Source organism: Agromyces sp. Leaf222 (assembly GCF_001421565.1).
Classification (GTDB): Bacteria; Actinomycetota; Actinomycetes; order Actinomycetales; family Microbacteriaceae; genus Agromyces.
In genome coordinates this window covers 356,350-380,807 of record NZ_LMKQ01000002.1, presented here as the reverse complement: position 1 = coordinate 380,807, position 24,458 = coordinate 356,350, and the positions used below count along the sequence as shown (strand labels likewise).

The following is a 24,458-nucleotide window of genomic DNA, read 5'->3' as shown; positions in this document are numbered from 1 at the left end:
GTCCCGGAAGGACCACCATGACCACCGTGCCCACCATCACCCTGAACAACGGCGTGCGGATGCCGCAGCTCGGCTTCGGCGTCTTCCAGGTGCCCGACGACGAGACCGCCGCGGCTGTGACCACGGCCCTCGAGGTCGGCTACCGCAGCATCGACACGGCCGCCGTCTACGGCAACGAGGCCGGTGTCGGACGCGCTCTCGCCGAGTCGGGCCTCGCGCGCGACGAGCTGTTCGTGACGACGAAGGTCTGGAACTCCGACCAGGGCTACGACGAGACCCTGCGCGCGTTCGACGCGAGCGCCTCGAAGCTCGGACTCGAGCAGCTCGACCTCTACCTCATCCACTGGCCGACGCCTGATCGCGGCCGCTACCTCGACACGTGGCGCGCCCTCGAGCGGCTGCTCGCCGACGGACGCACCCGCGCGATCGGCGTCTCGAACTTCGAGCCCGAGCACCTCGAGCGGCTCATCGCCGCGAGCGGCGTCGTGCCCGCCGTCAACCAGGTCGAGCTGCACCCGGCCATGGCGAACCGGGCCGTCATCGCGGCCGGCGCGAGGCACGGCATCGCGACCGAGGCGTGGAGCCCGCTCGCGCAGGGCGCCGTGCTCGGCGAGGCGTCCGTCGTCGAGATCGCCGACCGCCACGGCCGCACCCCCGCGCAGGTCGTGCTCCGCTGGCACCTGCAGCAGGGGCGCATCGTCATTCCGAAGTCGGTCACGCCCGGCCGCATCGCCGAGAACTTCGACGTGTTCGGCTTCGAGCTCACCGCCGACGAGCTCGCCGCGATCGACGCCCTCGACCGCGACGGACGCACCGGACCCCACCCCGCCGAGTTCCACACGGCCTGACCTTCGACCACACACCCTCGACTACGAAAAGAACGGAACACCCATGAGCGACATCCTGATGATCGTCACCGCCGCGACGAGCCTCACCATGAAGGACGGCAGCGAGCACCCCACCGGCTTCTGGGCCGAGGAGCTCGTCACCGCCCACCGCGCCCTCGTCGCGGCCGGCCACTCCGTCACGATCGCGACGCCCGATGGCGTCGCCCCCACCGTCGACGCCGTCAGCCTCGACCCGTCGCAGACGGGCGGCGAGGCGAGGGCCCGCGAGTTCGCCGACTACCTCGAGGTGATCGCGGGCGAGCTCTCGTCGCCCGTGGCGATCGCCGACGTCGACGCGGCCGACTACGCCGCGATCGTGCTGCCCGGCGGCCACGGCCCCATGTCCGACCTCGCGTTCGACGCCGCAACCGGTCGGGTGCTGGTCGCCGCGAACGAGGTGGGCGCGGTCATCGCGCCCTTCTGCCACGGTCCGGCCGCCCTGCTCTCGGCGCAACTCGCCGACGGCACGTTCGCGTTCGCCGGCCGCCGCCTGACCGTCTTCACCGACGACGAGGAGCGCACGGGCGGCACGGGTGAGAACACGCCGTGGTTCGTCGAGACCCGCCTGCGCGAGCGAGGCGCCGTGATCGACTCGGCAGCCCCCTGGAGCGACCACGTCGTGGTCGACGGCAACCTCATCACCGGCCAGAACCCGCAGTCGAGCGCCTCGGTCGCCCGCCGCGTGCTCGACGCCCTCGCCGCGCACGGCTGACCGACAGGCGCAGACGACGGATGCCGCGGCGCCGCGCTCGTCGTGAGCGCCGCGCCGCGGCATCCGTTCGTGCGATCGGCCGGGGCCGACCGTCGTCGCGTCAGTCGAAGAGCTCGGACAACCAGTTGTCCTTCTTCTTCTTGCGGTAGTAGCCCTGGTCGCCGTGTCCGCGATTGTCGTAGCGGTTGTCGTAGGACTGCTGCCCGTAGGCCGGCTGCTGAGGCGGCTGGTAGACCGGTTGCGCCGGGGGCTGGTAGGCGGGTGCTGCGGGCGCCGTGGGGGCCGCGCCGAAGTCGCCTGCGGCGCGTTCGATGATCTTGTCGAGCTCGCCTCGGTCGAGCCACACGCCACGGCACGTCGGGCAGTAGTCGATCTCGATGCCGCTGCGCTCGCTCATCACGAGCACGGCTCCGTCATTGGGGCACTGCATTTGGGGGCTCCTCGGTCGGGGGTGCAAGGGGTCTCGAGGTGAGCCTAGGGAGCGAAGCTCCGAAGTCGCCCAGACCTCGCCCGCCCGCGCCGTCTCGCGCCGGCCGCCGATGCCGCAAAGCCGCTCAAGGCGCGTCTCGGGTGCGTGCGTCACGCATTCCGCCCGGAAACAGAACGAGCGGATGCCCCGGCGCGAGCCTCACGAAGAGGCGGGCGACCGTGGCATCCGCTCGTCGACCGGCGCGAGGCGCCGATCAGAGTGTGCGAGAACTACGCGATGACGCGGATGTTCTCGGCCTGCGGACCCTTGGGTCCGCGGGCGGTGTCGAATTCGACCTTCTGGTTCTCGTCGAGCGAACGGTAGCCGTCCGACGCGATCGCGCTGAAGTGCGCGAAGACATCGGCGGTGCCGTCGTCGGGAGCGATGAAGCCGAAGCCCTTGTCGGCGTTGAACCACTTGACGGTTCCGGTAGCCATGTTGTATTCCTTCATTCAAATCCGCCTCACCGAGGCGAGTGCGGTGTGCACGGCCTGAGCCGTACGGGTTCCGGTTGCGATGTCCGCCACCGGAAGTTCTGGATCGAATCGGTTCCCCGGTTCGTGTGGTCAGCTCCTTCGGAACTGATTGACCATCGGACAGTCGAACGGGTCTCGGGCCGAAAGCCCGACCTCGTTCAGGTACCGAATGACGATGCCATACGACTGTACCAGTGTGGTCTCAGTGTACGGAACGCCGAGCGTCGCGCAGTGCTCACGGACGATCTCACGGGCTTTCGCCAGGTGCGGACGCGGCATGTTCGGGAAGAGGTGGTGCTCGACCTGGTAGTTCAGGCCGCCGAGGAGCGTGCTCGCCCACAGCCCGCCCGAGATGTTGCGCGAGGTGAGCACCTGCTTCGAGAAGAAGTCGAGCTTCGAGTCGGCCGGGATCAGGGCCATGCCCTTGTGGTTGGGCGCGAACGATGCGCCCATGTAGACGCCGAACACGGCCATCTGCACGCCGATGAAGGCGAACGCCATGCCGAGCGGCAGCACCCAGAAGAGCGCGCCGAAGTAGACGATGAAGTGCACGGCGATGAGGCTGAGCTCGATCCAGCGGCCCTTGACCGGGCGGCGCTCGGTCAGCGTGGCGATCGAGCGCATGTGCAGGTTGATGCCCTCGAGCGTGAGGAGCGGGAAGAACAGGTAGCCCTGCTTGCGCGTGATCGCGGCGAGCAGGCCCTTCTGCTTGGCGGCATCGGCCTCGGTGAACGAGATGGTGTCCCACTCGATGTCGGGATCCTTGCCGATCTTGTTCGGGTTGGCGTGGTGACGCGTGTGCTTCGTCATCCACCACGAGTAGCTGATGCCGACGACGCCGGCGGCGAGGATGCGGCCGACCCGGTCGTTGGCCGGACCCGACTCGAGCACCTGGCGGTGCGACGCCTCATGGGCGAGGAACGCGAACTGCGTGAGGATCAGGCCGAGCGCGCCGGCCATGAGCAGCTGGAACCATGAGTCGCCGAGCAGGATGAACCCCGTGATGACGCCGCCGAGTGCCAGCGCGAGCGTGGTGACGAGTGCCGCGTAGAACCAGCGGGTGCGGGCCAGGAGGCCGGACTCGCGGACGACACGGGAGAGGGCGGTGAAACTGCGCGTGACATCCGCGGAGCCGGTGCGGGGCTTCGTAGCCCGAATCGCACCGAGGGATTCGGTGTGAGAGATGGCAGGGGTCCCAGTCGTCGTCGACTTCCCAGCCGGGGATGCACGGGCGAACACCCGTTGAAGATGCTCGAACGCTATGGGCTGAGCATGTGAAAGCGCTGGGAAAAGACGCGCATTATATGCCTCCCGCGGCATCTATCCGCGCACACTTCGCCCCGCACGCCGAGCTCGCGCGTGGCCGGACCCCGATCGATCCGTGCGAATCGGTGCGGCGCGACCGGCCGACTGCAAGACTGGGCTGATGCGCATCATCGCCACCGGGGGATCCGGAAAGCTCGGTCGTACGGTCGTCTCGACCCTCCGCGACGAGGGCCACGAGGTCGTCAACCTCGATCAGCACGGCGAGCGCGGCACGCTCGTGCGGGTCGACCTCACCGACTTCGGGCAGGTGATCGACGCCATCGCCGGGGTCGATGACCAGCACGACGGCGCCGACGCCATCGTGCACCTCGCGGCGATCCCGGCCCCGGGCCTGGCGAGTGATGTCGCGACGTTCCGCAACAACATGCTCGCGACGTTCAACGTGCTGCAGGCGGCCAGGCGACTCGGCATCACGCGCATCGTGATGGCCTCGAGCGAGACCGTGCTCGGCCTGCCGTTCGACGTGCCGCCGCCCTACATCCCCGTCGACGAGGAGTACCCCGCTCGACCCGAGTCGACCTACTCGCTCGTGAAGCACCTCGAGGAGACGATGGCGATCGAGCTCGTGCGGTGGAACCCCGAACTCTCGATCACGGCGCTGCGCTTCTCGAACGTCATGGACCCCGACGACTACGCCGCCTTCCCGGCGTTCGACGCCGACCCGATGCTGCGCAAGTGGAATCTCTGGGGCTACATCGACGCGCGCGACGGCGCCCAGGCCGTGAGCCGAGCGCTGGCGGTCGGCGCACCCGGCTTCGACCGGTTCGTCATCGCGGCCGCCGACACCGTGATGTCGCGACCGAACGCCGAGCTCGTGGCCGAGGTGTTCCCTGGCGTCGAGGTGCGCGGCGACCTCGGCACGAACGACACCCTGCTCTCGATCGACAAGGCCCGCCGCCTGCTCGGGTTCGAGCCCGCGCACTCGTGGCGCGACCACGTCGAAGCGGATGCCGCAGCCGGGCGCTGACCCGACCGGCACCGCCAGACCCGCTCGCCGGCCGACCGGCGCGCCCGACCACCGCGGCCGGCTCACGGCGGGGACGATGCCCCGCCGAAACGACGAACGCCGCCGTCCCACGTGCGTGGGGCGACGGCGTTCGGTGATGCGAACGTCGCGGATCAGAGTCCGCGGATGTTCTCCGCCTGCAGGCCCTTGGGGCCCTGAGCGACCTCGAACTCGACCTTCTGGCCCTCATCGAGCGAACGGTAGCCGTTGCCCGTGATGGCGCTGAAGTGCGCGAAGACGTCGGCCGAGCCGTCGTCCGGAGCGATGAAGCCGAAGCCCTTTTCGGCGTTGAACCACTTGACGGTTCCGGTTGCCATACTGCTGTCCTTCTGTCTTGCGGGCCGCACGTGCGGACCCGATGCGATCGACTGTCGATCGCGACTTCGACGACTCGGTGCCGTCGAAGTTGGGTCGAGGGGCGAATGCGCTACGGCATCCGTTCTCTCTAATCGGGTCATGCCACGCGGAAAACCGCCTCCGGGCAATCAGTTCAAATCACGGGCGAGCGCCCGCTTGATGGAGGAATCGTGGGTTCAGCCTACCGGGTTCTGCCCGAGAGTACAGAGCCGTATATCACTTCGTGATATACGGGGTAATCCGCGCGGTTCTGTGAACCTGCCCGCCCGGTTCTGTGAACATGCTCCGGATGGCGCGCGGAAGCCCGCGGTCGGGTGGAGAATCATGGGATGAACCGCCGCCCCCTGCGATTCGCCGCCCTTGCGCTGACGCTGGGCGTGCTCTGGCTGACCATCGGCCCCGCCCCCTGGAGCACGTCCGGGCACGAGGTCGACGGCGGCGTGCTGAATCCGGCGGCGTGGACCTCCGACGTCACCTGGTCGACCGGGTACTTCAGCGAGATGGCGTTCAACGTGGCCATGTTCGTTCCGGTCGGCGTGCTCGCCGCGTTGCTCATCCACCGTCGCCGGTGGCCGCTGGCCTTTGCCGCCGGGTTCGCGCTCACGACGTTCATCGAGCTCGTGCAGCTCCTGCTCCCCGACCGCGTCTCCGATCCGCGCGACCTCGTGATGAACACCCTCGGCGCGAGCATCGGGGTGGTTCTCGTGATGGCCGCACGCGGGGTCCGGCGCGCGGCGGCGGTCGCATCCGGCCCGGCGATCGAGCAGGCTCCCACCATCGGATCGGATGCCGCGACCGCGCCCGCCGCCGCGGCATCCGCTCGGTCGACGTCGACCTCGACGGCCACGACGAAGATGCCGTTCGACGAGCTCGTCGGCTCGGGCGACCGAGCGGCCTGACCCGCCGACTACAGTGGGCTGGTGCCCACCCAGCCCCCGCTCGACGCGCCTGCGACCGCGCCTCGGTACGGTGCGCTCGCCCTCGTCGGCGCAGCGGGCGGACTCCTCTCGGGCGCGTTCGGCGTCGGCGGCGGCATCCTCATGGTGCCGCTGCTCATCGTGGCCGCCGGCATGGACCAGCGACGGGCCACCGCGACCTCGCTCGCCGCGATCGTACCGGCCTCGATCGCCGGGTCGATCACCTACCTCGCGAACGGGCAGGTCGACCTCGTCGCCGCCCTCTTCGTCGCGCTCGGCGGCATCATCGGCTCCTGGTTCGGCGCCTGGCTGCTGCGCCGGCTGCCCATCGTGTGGCTTCGGTGGCTGTTCATCGCCCTGCTCGTCGGGGTCGCCGTGCGCATGCTGCTCGTCGTGCCCGAGCGCGGCGGCGGCCACGTCGGCTTCGACCTGCTGCCCGATCTCGCCCTCTTCGCGCTCGGCATCGCCGTGGGCATCGCCGCCGGCCTGTTCGGCATCGGCGGCGGCGCGATCATGGTGCCGGCCTTCATCGCGTTCTTCGGCATGGGCGACCTGATGGCCAAGGGCACCTCGCTGGCGGTCATGATCCCGACGGCCATCAGCGGCACGGTCTCGAACAGCAGGGCGAAGCTCGTCGACCTGCGCGAGGCCCTCGTCGTCGGCATCGCCGCGACCCTCGCCTCGTTCGCCGGCGTCGCGATCGCCTTCGTGCTCTCACCCGAGTGGTCGGCCCGGCTCTTCGCGGCGTTCGTCGTGATCGCGGCGGTGCAGCTCGCCGTGCGTGCGATCCGCGCCCAGCGCCGCAGCGCCTCGGAGCGCGGGTCCGATGCGGCTCCCGATCCGGGGGTGGCGCATGACTGAGGCACGACGAGCCGCCGGGTGGTACGACGACGAGCAGGATGCCGCGGCACTCCGGTACTGGGACGGCGCCTCGTGGACGCCGCACACCACGGCGCGCCCCGACGCCGAGCCGGCCGAGCTCGCCGCCTCGGCCGCCTCGGAGTCGGTCTCGATGGGCGTCACGGCGATGCGCGGCACCGGCCTCCGGGGCGGCGCGAACCGTGATGCCGCGGCCCGGAACACCCCGGCCCGCGATGCCCTCGGCGCCCCGCCTGCCTCACCGGCTCCGCATGCGGGCAGCATCACGTCCGTTCCCCTCGACACGCTCGTCGACGACTTCTCGATCAGCGAGATGACGAGCGCGCGCTCGGCCGCTCGGCCCTCGATGACCCCGGTCGCGGCGAGCGCGGCCCCGATCGCGATGGCGCCTCCGACCTTCGCGGCGGCCCCGTCGTTCGCGACCTCGCCGGCACCGGCGATGCCGGTGAGACCGGCCGCTCCTGCGTCTCCTGAGCCGTTCTCCGGGATGCCGTCCGTGCCGAACGAGGAGACGACGGTGCCGCTGCCGCCCACGGGGTTCGTCGCGGCATCCGGCACCAGGTCGAAGGCCGATGGGCGCGTTCCCGCACCTGCGGCAGGCCGATCGTTCGTGATGATCTGGCTGTTCGCCCTGCTGCTCGGGTCGCTCGGCGTCGACCGCTTCGCCCTCGGCAAGCCGGGCACCGCTGTGGCGAAGCTCCTCACGGCCGGCGGTCTCGGCGTCTGGACGCTCGTCGACCTCGTGCTCGTGCTGGCGGGCGCCCAGCGCGACCGCGACGGCCTCCCGCTCGCCGGATACGAGACGCACCGTCGCCTCGCGTGGATCGTCTCGGGCACGGTCGCAGGCCTCGGCGTGCTGCTGGGCATCGCCACGATGATCGGCTTGGCGAACCTCGCCGCGAGCCTCGGCCAGGTCCGCGCCTTCTGACAGACTCGTGATGGCGCACCCGTCGCCCGCAGTTCGCGCTCGGTGCGCTGATGATCGCCGTCGTCGTCAGCTTCATCCTCGGGGATGCCCGGGCACGCAGACTGCGGAGAGCCGAGACGGCGCGACCCGCTGCCGAATCGGCGCCCGCCGCGACGGCCGAGTCGGCGTCGTAGGCTGCGCCCATGAGATTCGAGTTCACGGCCCCGCTCTGGGAATGGACGGCCCGAGCCGAGTGGTACTTCGTCACGGTTCCCGATGAGGCCTCGGCCGACATCCGCGAGATCCCGCGCCCGCCGCGCGGGTTCGGATCGGTTCGCGTGCGTGCGAGCGTCGGGGGCTCGACCTGGACGACGTCGATCTTTCCGGACTCGTCGGTCGGATGCTACGTGCTGCCGGTCAAGAAGGCGGTGCGGGTGGCCGAGGGGCTGCAGGAGGGCGGTGACGTCGGCGTCGCGCTGACCGTGCTCGACCTCTGATCGCGACCGCGCCGTCGCGGCTCAGGACATGAGGTCGCGCAGCAGCTCGCCCCATTCGAAGCCGCAGTCGCGGCAGTCGAACAGGAGGTCGCCGTCGCTCAGGGTGAACGCGTCGGCCACGCGCGCGGCGTCCGAGCCGCAGCGCGGGCAGAGCTCGTGCGCCGCCTCGGGCACCAGGGTCTGCTGCATCTGCTTCGTCATGGCTGACACGGTACGCGCGGCATCCGACATCGCCCGATGCACACGCCAGTGCCGGGCACTCGCACGGCGCGAGCCTGGCCCGAGCCGGGCGCGACCCGGCCCTGCCGGCCTCAGCCCGCGGTGCGGCGCCGCGACGGGATGCGGTGGCTGGCGGTGACCTCGCGCGTGCGCCGCAGCGGCACCGCGACGTCGTCACGGCGCTGCGCCACGCGCACGAACAGGAAGTCGACGAGCGCGAGTTGCGCGATGCGGCTCGACATCGCGCCCATGCGGTACGACGATTCGCGGGCCCGGGTGGTGAGCACGAAGTCGGCGAGCTCGGCGAGCGGCGAATCCGGCGAGTTCGTGATCGCCACGGTCGTCGCGCCGGCGTCGCGGGCGACCTCGAGCGTGTGGTTGGTCTCGGCCGTGAGGCCGGAGTGCGAGATGCCGATCGCGACATCCGTCGGCTTGCGCAGGGCGGCGCTGACGAGGGCGAGGTGCACGTCGACCGAACACGCCGCCGAGATGCCGATGCGCCCGAGCTTCTGCTGCAGGTCCTGCGCGGTGAGGCCGCTCGCGCCGAAGCCGTAGAGGTCGACGTGGCCCGCACCGATGATGGCGTCGACCACGCCGTCGAGGACGACGGTGTCGAGCCCCTTGACCGTCTGCTCGATCGCGAGCACCTCGTGGAACGCGATCTTGGCCACCACGTCGTCGGCCGAGTCGTCGGCGCCGATGTCCGAGTCGGCGAGGCCGAAGCGGTCGCGCTCGGCGGCCTCGCGGCTCAGCGCGCCGGCGACCTCCATGCGGAACTCGCGGTAGCCGCTGTAGCCGAGGGTCTGGCAGAAGCGCGCGACCGTCGAGAGCGAGGTCTTGCAGACCGTCGCGAGCTCGGTGATGGTCAGGTCGACGACGATGCCGGGGTCGGCGATGATCGCGTCGGCGACGCGGGCCTCGGCCGAGCTGAGGCGCGGCAGGGCCTGCCGAACCTCGGAGAGCACGTTCGCCGACATCAGATGGGGACCCTTCTCATCGCGCCGCCGGCTCGCCCGGTGCGGCACCGCGGTTCACGCTGGAGATAGCATCCCGCAGCACGCCGTGCTCGGCGGCGAGGCGCGCGAGCGCGACTTCGGCGTCGACCCCGGTGAGGGTCACGAGGATCGCGCCCTTCACGCTGCCGCCGGCCGATTCGAGGGCAGCGGAGGCCGCGGCGGCATCCGCCCCGGTCGCCTGCATGACGATGCGCTCGGCGCGGGCGCGCAGCTTCGCGTTGGTGGCCTGCACGTCGACCATGAGGTTGCCGTGCACCTTGCCGAGCCGCACCATCGCGATGGTCGAGATCGCGTTCAGCACGAGCTTCTGCGCGGTGCCGCCCTTGAGCCTGGTGGATCCGGCGACGATCTCGGGCCCGACCACCGTCTCGATGGCCAGGTCGGCGGCCCGGCCGATCGCGGAGTCGCGGTTGCATGCGAGGCCGACGGTGAAGGCGCCGAGTTCCCGCGCGTACTCGATGGCGCCCACCACGTAGGGCGTGCGGCCCGAGGCCGAGATGCCCACGAGCGCGTCGGCCGCGGTGAGCCCGATCGCGGCGAGGTCGGCGGCACCGCGCCCGGCGTCGTCCTCGGCGTTCTCGACCGCCGAGCGCAGGGCGGTGTCGCCGCCGGCGATGACGCCGACGACGAGCGCGGGGTCGGTGCCGAACGTCGGCGGGATCTCGCTCGCGTCGAGCACCCCCATGCGACCGGCGGTGCCGGCGCCGAGGTAGACGAGCCGTCCACCGGTGCGGAGCCGTGCGACGATCGCGTCGATCGCGACCGCGATCTGCGGCATCACCTCGGCGACGGCGGCGACCGCGGCGGTGCTCTCGTCGAGCATCGCGGCGACCTGCGCCTCGGCCGGCATGAGGTCGAACTCGGCGTGCGCGTCGTTGACGCCCTCGGTCGAGAGGTCGGCGAGCAGGTCGCGCAGTTCGACGTGCTCGGCGGTGGGCTTCGGTGCGGACCAGGTCATGGTGCTCCCCCGGTTTCAGTGCTGGCGATGGTGCGTGCGGTGGCCGGCGCGGTGATGCCCGCGGTGGTTCGGGCGGCGTCGCCCGAGATGGTGACGGATGCCACGCCCACGAGCGGCGCGGGCGGGTCGAGCGGTCCGCGGCCGGGGGTGATGCGCCCGGCCACGCGCGCGGCGACCGTCGAGAGGGCGACAGGCACGCCGTGCCGGCTGAAGTACCCCAGCAGGGCGAACATCAGCGACTCCTTGAAGGCCGGGTCGATGCCGCGCTCGGCGCTCGAGACCACCCGGATGCCGCGCTCGGCCGCGAGCACGCGCAGGCGTTCGAGCAGCACCGGGTTGCGCGCGCCGCCGCCGGAGCAGATCAGGGTGGCCGCGGCATCCGGGATCGCCTCGACGACCGTGCGGGCCGTGAACTCGGTGAGCGTGGCGACGAGGTCCTCTGGGGAGATGGAGCCGACACCCGATGTCGTGAGTGCGTCGTCGACGACCCCGAGGTCGAACGTCTCGCGGCCCGTCGACTTGGGCGGCACCGCGGCGAGGTACGGATGCCGCAGCAGCGCGTCGAGCAGCGGCTCGCGCACCCGCCCGGCCGCCGCGAGGGCGCCGTCGCGGTCGAACGCCTCGGCGCCGCCGGAGTGCCGGGCCACGACGGCGTCGATGAGCCCGTTGCCCGGACCGCTGTCGAACGCGAGCACGTCGCCACCGGGATGCACGAGCTGCACGTTCGCGATGCCGCCGAGGTTGACGGTCGCGATCACCCGATCTGCGGCGGTCGCCTCACCGGCGAGCCAGGCGCGATCGAAGAACGCCATGAGCGGGGCGCCCTCGCCACCGGCCGCGATGTCGGCCGCGCGCAGATCGGAGAGCACGGGCACGCCCGTGAGCTCGGCGATCCAGGCGGGCTCACCGAGCTGCAGGGTTCCGCGGGCGTGTCCGCGCTCGGTCCAGTGGAAGACGGTCTGCCCGTGCGAGGCGATCAGGTCGGGCGTCGTGCCCGAATCGCGGATGCCGCGGGCGGCCGCCTCGGCGAAGGCCTGCCCGAGCAGGGTGGTGAGCTCGGTGAGCTCGCCGACGGTCGTCGCCTCGCCGGCGGAGACGGCGAGCACGCGTTCGCGGAGCGCCGGGTCGAAGTCGTGCGTCGCGGCGTGGATCGGCGTCAGCACGAGGTCGACGGGGGCGGAGGCGACCGCGACCCCGGCCTCGGCCTCGGCCTCGGCCCCGAACTCGGACCCGGACTCGATCCGTCGATCTTCGCCCTCGACGCCGGTCGCAAGGGCGAAGATCGACGGATCGAAGGGTGAAGCGGAGCCGGGTTCCGATCTCGTACCCGTCTCGACGACGATCTCGACGACGGCGACGTCGATGCCGTCGACCGAGGTGCCGGACTGCAGCGAGAGCACGATCACGCGGAGACCTCCGACCCTGCGGCGGCCTCGTTGCCCTCGGCGAGCACGATGGCGGCGGCCTCCGCGGCGAGGCGGCTCGCGGCACGGGTGCGCACCGCGGCGAGCGGGAGCGGCCCGCCCGGCACGCCCGCGTCGACGACCACGGCGTCGGGCCGGAGCCTCGCGACGTTCGCGATGCGGTCGCGCTGGGGGCCGTCGGCGCCCACGCGGTCGGCGAGCACGACGAGCGGGCCGGAGCCGGGCACGGCGGCATCGCCGCGCAGCACCGGGCCGCCGGCGGCGAGCGCGGACTCGACGAAGTCGCGGTCGCTCGCGACGGCGAACGTCGACCGGCCGCGGATGTCGAGCACCGTGCGCGGAGCGGGCATGGGCGGGAAGCCGCCGTCGATCGTGATCGCCGCACGCGCGACGGCCGCGGCGTCGGCAGGCTCGAAGCCCTCGGCCGGCTCGAAGCCGCCCAGAGGGCCGGGCGTGCCGCCGGGGCCCGAGGCGCGAACCCCCGCGCCACGAGCCCCGACGGGCGCCCCGACCGCGGCAGCCCCGGGCTCGCCGGCGCCGCCGGCCCCGGCCGCCGCGAGCGACGCCGCAAGCGCACGCACCCGCGCCGCTGCGCGCTCGAGCACGACGACCGGCAGCGTGCCGTCGTCGACGGCGGCCAGGATCGCCCGCTGCACCTCGAGGAAGTCGCGCGCGTCCTGGTCGGGCGCCGCGGCCGCCCCGAGGTTCGTGGGGTTGCTGATGCAGAGCAGGTCGGCACCGGCGAGCAGGGCCTGCACGGCGCCGGGGCCGGCCCCGACGGACTCGCGCACCGCGGCCATGTCGAGCGCGTCGGTGACGATGACGCCCTCGAAGCCCATGGCCCGCAGGCGCCCGAGCGCGAGCGGGTTCAGCGTCGACGGCGAATCGCCCCACGCCGGCACGACGACGTGCGCGGTCATGATCGCGAGGACGCCCGCGTCGACGAGCGCCTGGAACGGCGGCAGGTGCGTGCGCTCGAGCTCGTCGAGGTCGATCTCGAGGGTCGGCATCGCGAGGTGCGAGTCGAGGTGGGTGTCGCCGTGGCCCGGGAAGTGCTTGGCCGCGGCGGCGGCTCCGGCGAGGCGGATGCCGCGGGCCTGGGCGATCGCGTGGGCGGCGACGAGCTCGGGCCGGTCGCCGAACGAGCGCACCCCGATCACCGGATTGCGCGGATCGGTGTTCACGTCGGCCACGGGCGCGAGCACGACGTTGGCACCGACGGCGAGCGCGCGGCGGGCGAGCTCGGCGCCGACCGCCTCGGTGATCGCGAGGTCGTCGACGAATCCGAGCTGCGCGGCCCCGGGCAGGGTCGACCCGGTGGCCGACTCGGCGCGGGTGACGTTGCCGCCCTCCTCGTCGATGCCCACCACGAGCGGGCGGTCGCGGTCGCGCAGGTCGGCGGCCAGTGACATCCGCTCGCCCTCGTCGCCCAGGTTGTGGGCGAACAGCACGAGGCCGGCGAGGCCGCCCTCGTCGAGCTCGCGGCGGAACAGATCCGGGATGCCTCGGCCGAGGAACCCCGGCCAGAGCACCCCGCCCACCAGTCCCCTGATGGTGGGATCGTCCACGGCGGTCACCCCTTGACCGCGCCGGCAACCAGGCCGCTCGACAGGCGACGTTGGACGATGACGAAGAAGACCATGACCGGGACGGTGATGATCGTGGACGCGGCCATGATGTAGCCCCACTCGTTGGTGTGCTCGCCGAAGAACTGCTTGAGGCCGATGGCCACCGTGTAGTTCTCGGACGCGCCGCCCAGCAGGGTCATGGCGAAGATGAACTCGTTCCACGCCGTGATGAACGAGAAGACCGAGGTCGCGACGAGACCGGGCATCACGAGCGGCAGCAGCACCGAGCGGAACATGCGGCCCCAGCTCGCGCCGTCGAGGTAGGCGGCCTCCTCGAGCTCGACCGGAACGGCGGCGACGAAGCCGCGCAGCATCCAGATGCCGAACGGCAGCGAGAGCGCGACGTAGACGACCATGAGGCCGAGCAGCGTGTTCAGCAGCTGCAGGTCGCGCACCTGCACGAACAGCGGGATGACGAGCGCCTCGAGCGGCACCATCTGCACCACGAGGATCATGAGCAGCATCGACGTGCGGAACTTGAAGCGGAAGCGCGCGACGGCGACCGAGGCGAGCAGGGCGAGGATCGCACTCGCGAGCACCGTGACCACGGCCACGATCGCCGAGTTGCGCAGGTACACGTCGAACCCGCCGTCGGTGAGCACGTACTCGAAGTTCGCGAGCGACCACTCGCGCGGCAGCAGGGTCTGCCCGCCGGCGCCGGCCTTCGCGTCGAACGCGCTCGAGAGCATCCAGAACGCGGGGAACAGCGTGAAGACGAGGAGCAGCACGACGAGCACGGCCTTGCCGGCCGCCGCGCGGGTCTTGCGGCCCGAGCGACGCGATGCGGGGATGCGCCGGTCGGACCCCGGTGTCTCGGGAGGAAGGGCTCCGGATGCCGCGGGCGTGGTGGTCGGGGCGGGCGTGAAGGTGCTCACAGCTCGTCCTCCTTCAGCATCGTGCGCACGTAGATGACGGTGATGATGAGCAGCAGCACCGTGAGGAGCACCGCGATGGCCGAACCGAACCCGTACCGGTTCTGCCCGAACGACTCGACGTACGACCAGACGCCGAGGTTCAGCGCCTCGCGATTGGTGCCCGCGCCGCCCGGCATCAGGTAGACCTGCGCGAACACCTTGAAGTCCCAGATGGTCGACAGGATGATGACGACGCTGAAGACCTGGCGGAGGTTCGGCACGATCACCTGGAAGAAGCGGCGCCACGGACCGGCGCCGTCCATCTCGGCGGCCTCGAGCATCTCCTTCGGCACGCCGAGGAGCCCCGCGAGGATCGTGATGGCGACGAACGGGAAGCCGTGGTGGATCACGTTCAGCAGCACGATCGCATAGAAGCTGTAGCGGTTCGTGAACCAGTTGACGGGCTCGTCCTGCAGCCCGAGGGCCTGGAGGGTCTGGTTGAAGATGCCACGGTCGGCGTCGAAGATCCACACCCAGACGTAGGTGCCGGTGACCGCGGGCATGGCCCAGGCGATCATGATCGCGCTGCCGACGACGGTGCGCCAGAACCCGCCGAGCGACGCCATCAGCACGGCGACGCCGGTGCCGAGCGCGACCGTGCCGGCGACGGCGAACACGGCGAAGCCGACGGTGTTCGGGAGCACGACGCTCCAGAGCGTCGGGTCGGCGAGGATCTCGCCGTAGTTGGCGAGGCCGATCCAGTTCGGTTCGCCCGAGACGATCTCGCGCAGGCCGTAGTCCTGCAGGGACAAGAGGAACACCCGGATGAGCGGCCAGAGCAGCAGCACGGCCAGCACGGCGAGCGCGGGCGCGAGCAGCAGCCACGGCCGTGAGGAGGCGATCAGCCGGTTGCGGTGCACTGGGCCGCCGCCCGGCCGGGGGGTCGTGCCCCCCGGCGCGGGCGTCGGAGCCTGGATCGTGGTCGACACCTGGTCAGTTGCCGTTCATGATCTCGTCCATCTCCTTGGCAGCGTCGGAGGTGGCCTGTTCGACCGTCTTCTGCCCGGAGAGGATCGCCTGGATGGCGGTGTTCGTCGTCTTCTTGGCCTGCACCGCGCCGAACGTCGGCGTCACGGGCACCGTGCCGCCGCCCTCGACGAGCTGCGTGGCGAAGGGCGCGACGAGCGGGTCGTCGGAGGCCATCGTCTCGGTCAGCAGCGACTGCTGGCCCGGGAAGTAGCCCGACTGCTCGCCCCACTGCTCGGCGAACTCGCCCGTGGTCATCATCTTGATGAACGACCAGGCGAGGTCGGTGTTCTCGGCGGTGCTGAACATCGACAGGTGCGAGCCGCCGAGCACCGACGGGGCGATGCCGCCGTCCTTGCCGGGGATCGGCGTCGCGGCGAACTTGCCCTCGAGTTCGGCGTTCTTCTCGATGATCGCCGACGGCGTCCACGAGCCCATGAGGGCCATGGCGACGTTGCCCTGGGCGAAGTTGTCGAGGACGTCGGTCTCCTTCCAGGTGGTCGCGCCGGCCGACGAGAAGCCGTGCTCGGTCGCGAGGCCGGTGTAGAAGCCGATGCCCTCCTGCGACTCGGGGCTGGCCATGCCGGACTCCCAGGCGTCGCCGTTCTTCTCGGAGATCTCTCCCCCGGCACCCCAGACCCACGGGTACACGCCGAACTCGGCGTCACCGGGCACCGCGAACGCGAGCATCTCGGGGTGGGCGGCCTTGATGGCGTCGCCCGCGGCGACGATGTCGTCCCAGCTCTTCGGGGCCTCGAGGCCGAGCTCGTCGAAGATGTCGGAGCGGTAGACGAGCGAGCGCACACCGGCGTACCAGGGCATGCCGTAGAGCTCGTCGTCGTAGGTGCCCGCCTCGACGAGGCCCTCGACGAGGTCGTCGCCCAGGTTCTCGTCGGCGACGAAGTCGCCGATCGGCTCGAGCGCGCCGGCGTCGGCGAACTCGGCGGTCCAGGTGGTACCGGTCTCGGCGACGTCGGGGGTGGTGCCGCCGGCGATCGAGGTGACGAAGCGGTCGTGGGCGTCGGCCCACTGCACGAACTCGACGTTGAGCTCCGCGCCGGTCTCCTCGGTGAACGCGTCGCCCACCTCGTCGAAGAACGCCTCGGAGTCGGGGTTGGTGCCCTCCATGATCCAGACGTCGAGCGTCTGGCCCTCGGCATCCGACCCGTTGCCGTCGTTCGACCCGCCCGCACAGGCGGTGAGCCCGAACACGGCCGTGGCGAGCACGGCGACGGGCAGCAGTCGCTTCTTCATAGATGCCTCCTCATTGATGGATCTGTCGTGGACGTCGTGCGGGTGCCGTGGGCGACCCGGAACGTGACTCTGGAAGTAGTATTCGTGAACGATGCATTGTTTGCAAGTTCTTTCCAAAGTCGTGACCGACTCGAAACCCGCCCGTCACGGAGGCGGCGGCCGTGGCGACGGCCGTAGAGACGGCCGTAGGCTCGGCTCGTGACCAGCGCCGCGAGCGGAGACCGCGCAGCCGAGCGCGCACGAGGTCGATGGGTGCTCGGCATCGACGTCGGCGGCACCGGGTCGCGGGCCGCCCTCGAACCGCTCGACGCCCCGTTCGGCAATGACCGACGCCTGCTCGAGGGCGGGCGCGTCGCCGTGGCATCCGCCGGCTCCACCGTGCTCGACGTGGCCGCAGCGCTCGTCGAGGCGACGACCCGCGAGTGGCCGGATGTCGCGATCACGGCCATCGGCGTCGGCGCCACGGGCCTCGCCTCGCTCGTGTCGGCTCCGGATGCCGCGATCGGGCGGTTCCGGGCCGCACCCGACGCGCCCGTGCCGGTCGCCCTCGCCGTCGACGCCCTCACGGCCCACCTCGGCGCGTTGGGCGGCCAGGCCGGGGCCGTCGTCGCCGTCGGCACGGGGGCCATCGCCCTCGGCACCGACCTCGACGCCGTCTGGCGACGCGTCGGCGGCTGGGGCCACCTCTGGGACGACCGGGGCTCGGGCGTCTGGGTCGGCATCGAGGCGCTGAAGGCGGCGATCCGCACCCACGACGGCGTGACGACGGATGCCGCGGCGCTGCTCTCCGCGGCCGAATCCCGGTTCGGGCCGGCGCCGACCTGGCCGGGCGAACTGCTCACCCGGGCCGACCGCGCGGGCGTCATCGCCGGGCTCGCGCGCGAGGTCGCCGCGCTGGCCGCCGACGGCGACGCCGCGGCATCCGCCATCATGCGCACCGCCGGAACCGAGGTGGCCTCCACGCTCGTCGCCGCCCTCGACCCCGAGCTGCCGCGGCGCGCGTCGTGGACCGGCGGCATGTTCGGGGCGGCCGGCGCCTACCGCGACGCCTTCGAGGCGGAGTTCGCGCGCCTCGCGCCCGGAGCCGACCTGCACGCGCCGCTCGGCACGCCGCTCGACGGGGCGGTGCGGCTCGCCCGGCTCATCGCGGCCGGTGACGTGCCGGCGCAGCATCCGCCGTTCGTCTGGCGCTGACGGGCCGAACGGGCCGAACGCGCCGCCGTCGCACCGGAGCCATCAGGCTCGCGCGAGGATCGCCCCGACGTCGACCCCGCGCGGCAGCGCCCCGTACTGCGCACCGCCCTCGCGGCCGAGTCGCGAGCGCACGAACGCCTCCGCGACCGGCGGCGGCGCGTACCGCAGCATGAGCGACCCCTGCAGCACGAGGGCCAGCCGCTCGGTGAGCTCGCGGGCGACGGATGCCGCGGCATCCGGGCTCATCGTCGCGACCTCTCGCACGAGCGCCACCGTCTCGGCGAGCGCGTCGTCGAACACCCGGTTCGCACCCGTGGCGGCCCCGACCTCGGCGAAGAACGCCTCGAACGCATCGGGCTCACGGGCCAGCACGCGCAGCACGTCGAGCGCGATGACGTTGCCAGAGCCCTCCCAGATCGCGAGGAGCGGCTGCTCGCGGTAGCGGCGCGCGAGCGGGAACGCCTCGGTGTACCCGTTGCCGCCGAGGCACTCGAGCGCCTCGGCCGCGTGTCCAGCACCGCGCTTGCAGACCTGGTACTTCGCCACGGCGGTCGCGAGGCGCCGGAAGGCCTGCTCGGCGGCCTCTGCATCGTCGTCGTAGGCGCGGGCCAGCCGCATCGCCGTGAGCGTCGCGGCCTCCGACTCGAGCGCGAGGTCGGCGACGACGGCCCGCATAGCGGGCTGGTCGACGAGCAGTGACCCGAACGCGCAGCGGTGCCGCACATGCCACGTCGCCTCGGCGACCGACTGCCGCATTCCCGCCGCCGTGCCGATCACGCAGTCGAGGCGGGTCCGCGTGACCATCTGCACGATCGTCGCGACGCCGCGCCCCTCTTCGCCGACGAGCCACCCGCTCGTGCCGTCGAGCTCGATCTCGCTCGACGCGTTCGCCCGGTTGCCGAGCTTGTCCTTGAGGCGCTGGATGCGGAACACGTTGCGCTCCCCGCCCGGCAGCACGCGCGGCACGAAGAAGCAACTGAGCCCGCTCGGCGCCTGCGCCAGCACGAGGAACGCGTCGCTCATCGGGGCGCTGCAGAACCACTTGTGGCCGGTGAGGCCGTACTCGGCGCCCCATCTGCCGTCGCCCGCGCCACGGCGCTCGGCCCGCGTCGTGTTCGCGCGCACGTCGGAGCCGCCCTGCTTCTCGGTCATCGCCATGCCCATGAGCGCGCCCGGCTTGCCCGGCACCAGGTCGGGCTCGTAGTCGCGACTCAGCAGCCGCGGCATCCATTCGTCTCGCAGGGCGGATGCCGCGTGCTCGAGCACGGGCACGGCGGCGTGCGTCATCGACACCGGGCAGGCGTGACCCGGCTCGACCTGCGCGAAGAGGAGGAACGCCGCGGCGCGATCGACGTTCGCCCCCGGCCCCGGATCGGCGGCTGCCGACGTGTGCGCGCCCACCGCCACCGCCTGCGCGATGATCCGGTGGTAGGCGTCGTCGTACTCGACCTCGTCGACGCGTCGGCCCCAGCGATCGTGCGTGTGCAGCACGGGCGCATGCGTGTTCGCGCGCTCGGCGTCGCGCTGGAAGGCGGCCGAGCCGACGAGACGTCCGATCGCGTGCGGGTCGGACGCCGCGTGACCGCCGGCCGCCGGACCGTCGGGGTCTTCGCAGCCTGCGGGTCCGGGGCCCGCGGTCGACCTGCCCCACCGGGCGACCGCCTCGACGAGCGGGACGTTCTCGGCGAACTCGTCGACGTCGACGCGCGGCGGAACCTGGTTGGCGACCTCGTGGGTGCTGATCATCTTCGACCTCCACGCCCATTCTGCTCGCGGGTCGCCGTCGGCGGCAGCCGCTAGCGTTGGCGCATGGCCGAGACGAGCGCGGGGATCCTGCTGCACCGACGGCGCGACGCGGCATCCGACCCCCGTGACGTCGAGGTGCTGCTCGGGCACATGGGCGGGCCGTTCTGGCGCGGCCGCGACGAGGCGGCCTGGTCGCTGCCGAAGGGCACCTTCACCGACGAGGCGCCGATCGACGCGGCGAAACGGGAGTTCGCCGAGGAGCTCGGCAACCCGGCACCCGACGTGCCGTACGTCGAGCTCGGCGTGTTCCGGTACACCTCGGGCAAGACGGTCGCGGTGTTCGCGGGCGAGGCCGACTTCGACGCCGCGCACATCGAGAGCAACACGTTCGAGCTCGAGTGGCCGCCGCGGTCGGGCCGGCGCCAGTCGTTCCCCGAACTCGACGTCGCGGCGTGGGTGCCGATCGACGAGGCGCGCCTGCGCCTGGTCAAGGGCCAACGCCCGGCGCTCGACGCCCTGCTCGCGCACCTCGGCCTCGGCTGAGGCCCAGCGGCACGAGGTCGTCGGGCGAGTGTCGGTGGCACGCGCGAGACTGAGTGCGCCCTGATCGGGCGGTGAATCCAGGCCGGTGTTCGCCCTCCGAGAACGAGGCGGGCGAAGCTCCCGCTCGGCTTGCCTCCGCAAGGGTCGCATGCGAGGCTGTAACGCTGCGCGAGGCCCGGGGGTGGGCCTTGCACGCGCCATCCGCCGATTCGCTGCGGTGCGAGTCGCGCCGCGGCATCCGATCGACCACCCGCCCTCACCGCCGCACCGGAGATGCCATGCTCGCAAAACTCCTCGTCCGTTATCTGAAGCCCTACGTGTGGTTGCTCGTCGGAGTCCTGGTCTTCCAGATCCTCTCCGCGATCGCCACGTTCAACCTGCCCGACCTCAACGCCAAGATCATCGACAACGGCGTCTCGAAGGGCGACACCGAGTACATCTGGTCGACCGGCGCCGTCATGCTGCTGATCTCCCTCGGGCAGATCACCGCATCGATCATCGCCACGTACTTCGCCGCGAAGGCCGCCATGCGGCTCGGCCGCGACATCCGCAACGACGTGTTCGAGAAGGTCAGCGCCTTCTCCGAGCGCGAGGTCTCGAAGTTCGGCCCCGGCTCGCTCATCACCCGCAACACGAACGACGTGCAGCAGGTGCAGATGCTCGCCATGATGGGCGCGACGATGCTCGTCACCGCCCCGATCCTGGCCATCGGCGGCATCTACTTCGCCCTGCGCCAAGACGTCGGCCTCGGCTGGATCATCGCCGTCGCCGTGTCCGTGCTGCTCGTCATCGCGATCCTCATCATCAGCCGCATGGTGCCGCTGTTCCGCAGCTTCCAGCACAAGCTCGACAACGTGAACCGCATCATGCGCGAGCAGCTCACGGGCGTGCGCGTCGTGCGCGCCTTCGTGCGCGAGCCCATCGAAGAGGAGCGCTTCCGCGGCGCGAACACCGACATCATGATCGTCGGGCGCCGCGTCGGCTCCCTGTTCGTGCTGCTGTTCCCGCTCTTCATGCTCGTGCTCAACGTCACGATCGTGGGCGTCGTCTGGTTCGGCGCCTTCGCCGTCGACTCCGGCGACGCGCAGATCGGCACGCTGTTCGCCTTCATGCAGTACGTGATGCTGATCCTCACCGGCGTGCTCATGGCGAGCTTCATGACGATCATGATCCCGCGTGCCGCCGTCTCGGCCGACCGCATCGCCGAGGTGCTCGACAGCACGAGCACGCTCCTGCGGCCGACGAACCCCGTCACCGAACTGCCCACCCCGGGCACCATCGAGCTGACGGATGTCTCGTTCACGTACCCGGGCGCCGAGCACCCCGTGCTCGACGGCATCAGCTTCGCCGCCGCGCGCGGCGAGACCGTGGCCATCGTCGGCTCCACCGGCGCCGGCAAGACCACGCTCGTGTCGCTGATCCCCCGCCTGTTCGACACCACCGGCGGCTCCGTCGCGGTCGGCGGCGTCGACGTGCGGCAGGCCGACCTCGACGTGCTCTGGAACTCCATCGGCCTCGTGCCGCAGCGCCCGTTCCTCTTCACCGGCACCGTCGCGTCGAACCTCAGGTACGGCCGTGAAGAGGCCACCGACGAGGAGCTCTGGCACGCACTCGAGATCGCGCAGGGTCGCGACTTCGTCGAGGAGATGGAGGGCGGGCTCGAGGCCCGCATCGCCCAGGGCGGCACCAACGTCTCGGGCGGCCAGCGCCAGCGGCTCGCGATCGCCCGCGCGATCGTGCACCAGCCCGACGTGCTCGTGTTCGACGACTCGTTCTCGGCACTCGACCTGACGACCGATGCGAACCTGCGGCACGCGCTCTGGCGCGAGCTGCCCGAGGTGACGAAGATCGTCGTCGCCCAGCGCGTGTCGAGCATCACCGATGCCGACCGCATCATCGTGCTCGACGATGGCGCCATGGTCGGCGTCGGAACCCACGAGCAGTTGCTCGAGACATCCGACACCTACCGCGAGATCGTCGAATCCCAGCTCGGAGCGGAGGCAGCCCGATGACCACCGAACCCACCATGCCCCAGATCTCTGAAGAGGAGAAGTACGAGCTCGAGCTCGCCGAGCAGGCCCGCCTGAACTCCGGCGACTGGGACAGCGTCGCACCGGGCAAGGCCTCGAAGTTCGGGCCCAGCTTCCGCCGGCTCATCGGCCTGCTGAAGCCGCACGCGCTCGCATTCACGTTCGTCTCGATCCTCGGGGCGGCCGGCGTCGTGCTCGCCGTGATCGCCCCCAAGGTGCTCGGCGAGGCCACGAACGTGCTCTTCGCGGGGGTCATCGGCGGGCAGCTGCCCTCCGGCATGACCAACGCGCAGGCGGTCGAGTTCCTCCGCGCCGACGGCCAGGACGACCTCGCCAACATCGTCGCGACGGCCGGCGCCGTGCCAGGCGAGGGAATCGACTTCGTCAAGCTCAGCCAGATCCTCATCGTCGTGCTGCTGCTCTACGTGGTCTCGGCGATCCTCACCTGGGTGCAGGGCTACGTCGTCAACGTGATCATGGTGCGCACCATGTGGCGCCTGCGCGAAGACGTCGAGGCCAAGCTCAACCGACTGCCCCTCAGCTACTTCGACAAGGTGCAGCGCGGCGAGCTCATCTCGCGCGTCACGAACGACATCGACAACATCACGCAGACCATGCAGCAGTCGCTCTCGGGTGCCATCACCGCGGTGCTCACCGTGGTCGGCGTGCTCATCATGATGTTCTCGATCTCGTGGCAGCTCGCGATCGTCGCGCTCGTCTCCCTGCCGCTCATGGCCGTGATCTTCGGCGTCATCGGCCCGAAGTCGCAGAAGGCGTTCGGCATCCAGTGGCGCAAGGTCGGCCGACTGAACGCCCGCGTCGAGGAGTCCTTCTCGGGCCACGCGCTCGTCAAGGTGTTCGGCCGCGAGGCGGACTCGCACGCGAAGTTCAAGGCCGAGAACGAGGAGCTCTACGAGGCCTCGTTCAAGGCGCAGTTCCTCTCGGGCATCATCATGCCGGGCATGATGTTCATTGGAAACCTCACCTACGTGGGCATCGCGGTGCTCGGCGGCCTCATGGTCGCGAGCGGCCAGCTCCGACTCGGTGACGTTCAGGCGTTCATCCAGTACTCGCAGCAGTTCACCCAGCCCCTCTCGGAGCTGGGCGGCATGGCCGCGGTCGTGCAGTCCGGCACCGCCTCCGCCGAGCGCGTGTTCCAGCTGCTCGACGCCGACGAGCAGGACCCCGACGCCGCAAACGCGCCGAAGCCCGCCGAGGGCGACGGCACGATCGAGTTCGACCACGTGTCGTTCTCGTACGCGCCCGAGCACCCGCTGATCCGCGACCTGTCGTTCCGGGTCGAGCCCGGGCAGACGGTCGCGATCGTCGGCCCGACCGGCGCCGGCAAGACGACGCTCGTGAACCTCATCATGCGGTTCTACGAGCTCGACGGCGGGCGCATCCTGCTCAACGGCCAGGACATCGCCGAGCTCACGCGCCGCGACATGCGCGCGAAGACCGGCATGGTGCTGCAAGACCCGTGGCTGTTCGCCGGATCGATCCGCGAGAACATCCGCTACGGCCGCGAGTCGGCGACCGACGACGAGATCCTCGACGCCGCTCGGGCCACCTACGTCGACCGGTTCGTGCACTCGCTGCCCGACGGATACGACACGGTGCTCGACGAAGAGGCGTCCAACGTCTCGGCCGGTGAGAAGCAGCTCATCACGATCGCGCGAGCGTTCGTGGCGCAGCCTTCGGTGCTCATCCTCGACGAGGCCACCTCGTCGGTCGACACCCGCACCGAGCTGTTGCTGCAGCACGCGATGGCGGCGCTCCGCGAAGGACGCACGTCGTTCGTGATCGCGCACCGCCTGTCGACGATCCGCGACGCCGACCTCATCCTCGTGATGGAGCACGGCGACATCGTCGAGCAGGGCAGCCACGACGAGCTCATCGCTCGCGAGGGCGCGTATTGGCGCCTCTACAACTCGCAGTTCGAGCAGGCAGCGGCCGACGTCGACGCCGAGCAGGCGATCGCGCAGGGCCAGGGTCTCGACCCGGCGCTCGTCGGTGCGCAGACCGGCTCCTTCGAGGCGGTCGACGGCGAGCGAGGGACGCCCGCGACCGACGCGTAGCGGCCACCGCACGACACGAGGGCCCGGGTACGACATCTTCGGATGCGGTACCCGG

24 protein-coding genes are annotated in these 24,458 nt (G+C 71.2%); 11 read left to right on the top strand and 13 right to left on the bottom strand.

Going from position 1 to position 24,458, the window contains the following annotated elements:
* The first annotated feature begins 17 nt into the window (after positions 1–17).
* Positions 18–848, top strand: a complete 831-nt coding sequence (locus ASE68_RS16625) for an aldo/keto reductase (protein WP_055862250.1) — start codon at positions 18–20, stop codon at positions 846–848.
* 43 nt (positions 849–891) lie between these two features.
* Entirely contained in the window at positions 892–1,599 is a 708-nt protein-coding gene (locus ASE68_RS16620; protein WP_055862247.1) for a type 1 glutamine amidotransferase domain-containing protein, read from the top strand.
* 100 nt (positions 1,600–1,699) lie between these two features.
* On the opposite strand, the gene ASE68_RS16615 is transcribed toward ASE68_RS16620, so the two are convergent.
* From ASE68_RS16615 to ASE68_RS16605, 3 genes are all read right to left on the bottom strand, one after another.
* Positions 1,700–2,029: a zf-TFIIB domain-containing protein gene (locus ASE68_RS16615; RefSeq protein ID WP_055862245.1), complete on the bottom strand. Its 330-nt coding sequence runs from the start codon at positions 2,027–2,029 to the stop codon at positions 1,700–1,702.
* Between the two features lie 269 nt (positions 2,030–2,298).
* Positions 2,299–2,505 (bottom strand): cold-shock protein, encoded by a 207-nt coding sequence (locus ASE68_RS16610; RefSeq protein WP_055862244.1) that lies wholly within the window; start codon positions 2,503–2,505, stop codon positions 2,299–2,301.
* 129 nt (positions 2,506–2,634) lie between these two features.
* Entirely contained in the window at positions 2,635–3,783 is a 1,149-nt protein-coding gene (locus ASE68_RS16605) for a fatty acid desaturase (protein WP_369800092.1), read from the bottom strand.
* Positions 3,784–3,970: 187 nt separating this feature from the next.
* Here ASE68_RS16605 and ASE68_RS16600 point away from each other — a divergent pair, with 187 nt between their 5' ends.
* Positions 3,971–4,837, top strand: a complete 867-nt coding sequence (locus ASE68_RS16600) for an NAD(P)-dependent oxidoreductase (RefSeq protein ID WP_055862627.1) — start codon at positions 3,971–3,973, stop codon at positions 4,835–4,837.
* Positions 4,838–4,989: 152 nt separating this feature from the next.
* Here ASE68_RS16600 and ASE68_RS16595 read toward each other — a convergent pair whose 3' ends face one another.
* Positions 4,990–5,193, bottom strand: coding sequence for a cold-shock protein (locus ASE68_RS16595; RefSeq protein WP_055862240.1), 204 nt, complete (start codon positions 5,191–5,193; stop codon positions 4,990–4,992).
* Positions 5,194–5,562: 369 nt separating this feature from the next.
* Between ASE68_RS16595 and ASE68_RS16590 the strand changes: the two genes are divergently transcribed.
* The 4 genes from ASE68_RS16590 (at position 5,563) to ASE68_RS16575 (ending at position 8,433) form a co-directional block, all read left to right on the top strand.
* Complete coding sequence (locus ASE68_RS16590; protein WP_055862238.1) at positions 5,563–6,132, top strand: VanZ family protein; 570 nt, start codon at positions 5,563–5,565, stop codon at positions 6,130–6,132.
* A gap of 21 nt (positions 6,133–6,153) precedes the next feature.
* The gene (locus tag ASE68_RS16585) at positions 6,154–7,011 is read left to right on the top strand and encodes a sulfite exporter TauE/SafE family protein (protein WP_055862237.1); all 858 of its coding nucleotides are present in this window, start codon (positions 6,154–6,156) and stop codon (positions 7,009–7,011) included.
* Complete coding sequence (locus tag ASE68_RS16580; RefSeq protein ID WP_162238292.1) at positions 7,004–7,957, top strand: NINE protein; 954 nt, start codon at positions 7,004–7,006, stop codon at positions 7,955–7,957. Before ASE68_RS16585 ends, ASE68_RS16580 begins: the two co-directional genes overlap by 8 nt.
* 182 nt (positions 7,958–8,139) lie before the next feature.
* Positions 8,140–8,433, top strand: coding sequence for a DUF1905 domain-containing protein (locus ASE68_RS16575; protein ID WP_055862233.1), 294 nt, complete (start codon positions 8,140–8,142; stop codon positions 8,431–8,433).
* Between the two features lie 21 nt (positions 8,434–8,454).
* Here the strand turns inward: ASE68_RS16575 and ASE68_RS16570 are convergent, their stop codons facing one another.
* The 8 genes from ASE68_RS16570 to ASE68_RS16535 all read right to left on the bottom strand — a co-directional run bounded on the left by ASE68_RS16570 (position 8,455) and on the right by ASE68_RS16535 (position 16,812).
* Positions 8,455–8,634, bottom strand: coding sequence for a hypothetical protein (locus tag ASE68_RS16570; RefSeq protein ID WP_055862230.1), 180 nt, complete (start codon positions 8,632–8,634; stop codon positions 8,455–8,457).
* 110 nt (positions 8,635–8,744) lie between these two features.
* The gene (locus ASE68_RS16565) at positions 8,745–9,629 is read right to left on the bottom strand and encodes a MurR/RpiR family transcriptional regulator (protein WP_055862228.1); all 885 of its coding nucleotides are present in this window, start codon (positions 9,627–9,629) and stop codon (positions 8,745–8,747) included.
* 16 nt (positions 9,630–9,645) lie between these two features.
* Entirely contained in the window at positions 9,646–10,626 is a 981-nt protein-coding gene (gene murQ / locus ASE68_RS16560; protein ID WP_055862226.1) for an N-acetylmuramic acid 6-phosphate etherase, read from the bottom strand.
* On the bottom strand, positions 10,623–12,032 hold the full coding sequence (locus ASE68_RS16555) for an anhydro-N-acetylmuramic acid kinase (protein WP_055862224.1): 1,410 nt from the start codon (positions 12,030–12,032) through the stop codon (positions 10,623–10,625). Before ASE68_RS16555 ends, murQ begins: the two co-directional genes overlap by 4 nt.
* Complete coding sequence (locus tag ASE68_RS16550; protein ID WP_055862625.1) at positions 12,029–13,618, bottom strand: glycoside hydrolase family 3 N-terminal domain-containing protein; 1,590 nt, start codon at positions 13,616–13,618, stop codon at positions 12,029–12,031. The genes ASE68_RS16555 and ASE68_RS16550 overlap by 4 nt, the downstream gene beginning before the upstream one ends.
* A 5-nt stretch (positions 13,619–13,623) precedes the next feature.
* A complete protein-coding gene (locus tag ASE68_RS16545; protein WP_235481096.1) occupies positions 13,624–14,415 on the bottom strand; it encodes a carbohydrate ABC transporter permease in 792 nt (263 codons plus the stop codon).
* Between the two features lie 134 nt (positions 14,416–14,549).
* The gene (locus tag ASE68_RS16540; RefSeq protein ID WP_235481094.1) at positions 14,550–15,452 is read right to left on the bottom strand and encodes a carbohydrate ABC transporter permease; all 903 of its coding nucleotides are present in this window, start codon (positions 15,450–15,452) and stop codon (positions 14,550–14,552) included.
* Between the two features lie 73 nt (positions 15,453–15,525).
* Complete coding sequence (locus ASE68_RS16535; RefSeq protein ID WP_055862220.1) at positions 15,526–16,812, bottom strand: sugar ABC transporter substrate-binding protein; 1,287 nt, start codon at positions 16,810–16,812, stop codon at positions 15,526–15,528.
* 198 nt (positions 16,813–17,010) lie between these two features.
* Between ASE68_RS16535 and ASE68_RS16530 the strand changes: the two genes are divergently transcribed.
* Positions 17,011–18,006, top strand: a complete 996-nt coding sequence (locus ASE68_RS16530) for a BadF/BadG/BcrA/BcrD ATPase family protein (protein ID WP_235481069.1) — start codon at positions 17,011–17,013, stop codon at positions 18,004–18,006.
* Between the two features lie 42 nt (positions 18,007–18,048).
* On the opposite strand, the gene ASE68_RS16525 is transcribed toward ASE68_RS16530, so the two are convergent.
* Positions 18,049–19,752 carry an acyl-CoA dehydrogenase family protein gene (locus ASE68_RS16525; RefSeq protein ID WP_055862214.1) on the bottom strand — a complete coding sequence of 568 codons (1,704 nt, stop codon included), beginning with the start codon at positions 19,750–19,752 and terminating at the stop codon, positions 18,049–18,051.
* Positions 19,753–19,815: 63 nt separating this feature from the next.
* Between ASE68_RS16525 and ASE68_RS16520 the strand changes: the two genes are divergently transcribed.
* The 3 genes from ASE68_RS16520 to ASE68_RS16510 all read left to right on the top strand — a co-directional run bounded on the left by ASE68_RS16520 (position 19,816) and on the right by ASE68_RS16510 (position 24,403).
* Entirely contained in the window at positions 19,816–20,295 is a 480-nt protein-coding gene (locus ASE68_RS16520; protein WP_055862211.1) for an NUDIX domain-containing protein, read from the top strand.
* Between the two features lie 278 nt (positions 20,296–20,573).
* Complete coding sequence (locus tag ASE68_RS16515; RefSeq protein WP_055862208.1) at positions 20,574–22,307, top strand: ABC transporter ATP-binding protein; 1,734 nt, start codon at positions 20,574–20,576, stop codon at positions 22,305–22,307.
* Positions 22,304–24,403 (top strand): ABC transporter ATP-binding protein, encoded by a 2,100-nt coding sequence (locus ASE68_RS16510; RefSeq protein ID WP_082462430.1) that lies wholly within the window; start codon positions 22,304–22,306, stop codon positions 24,401–24,403. Before ASE68_RS16515 ends, ASE68_RS16510 begins: the two co-directional genes overlap by 4 nt.
* Positions 24,404–24,458: the final 55 nt, after the last annotated feature.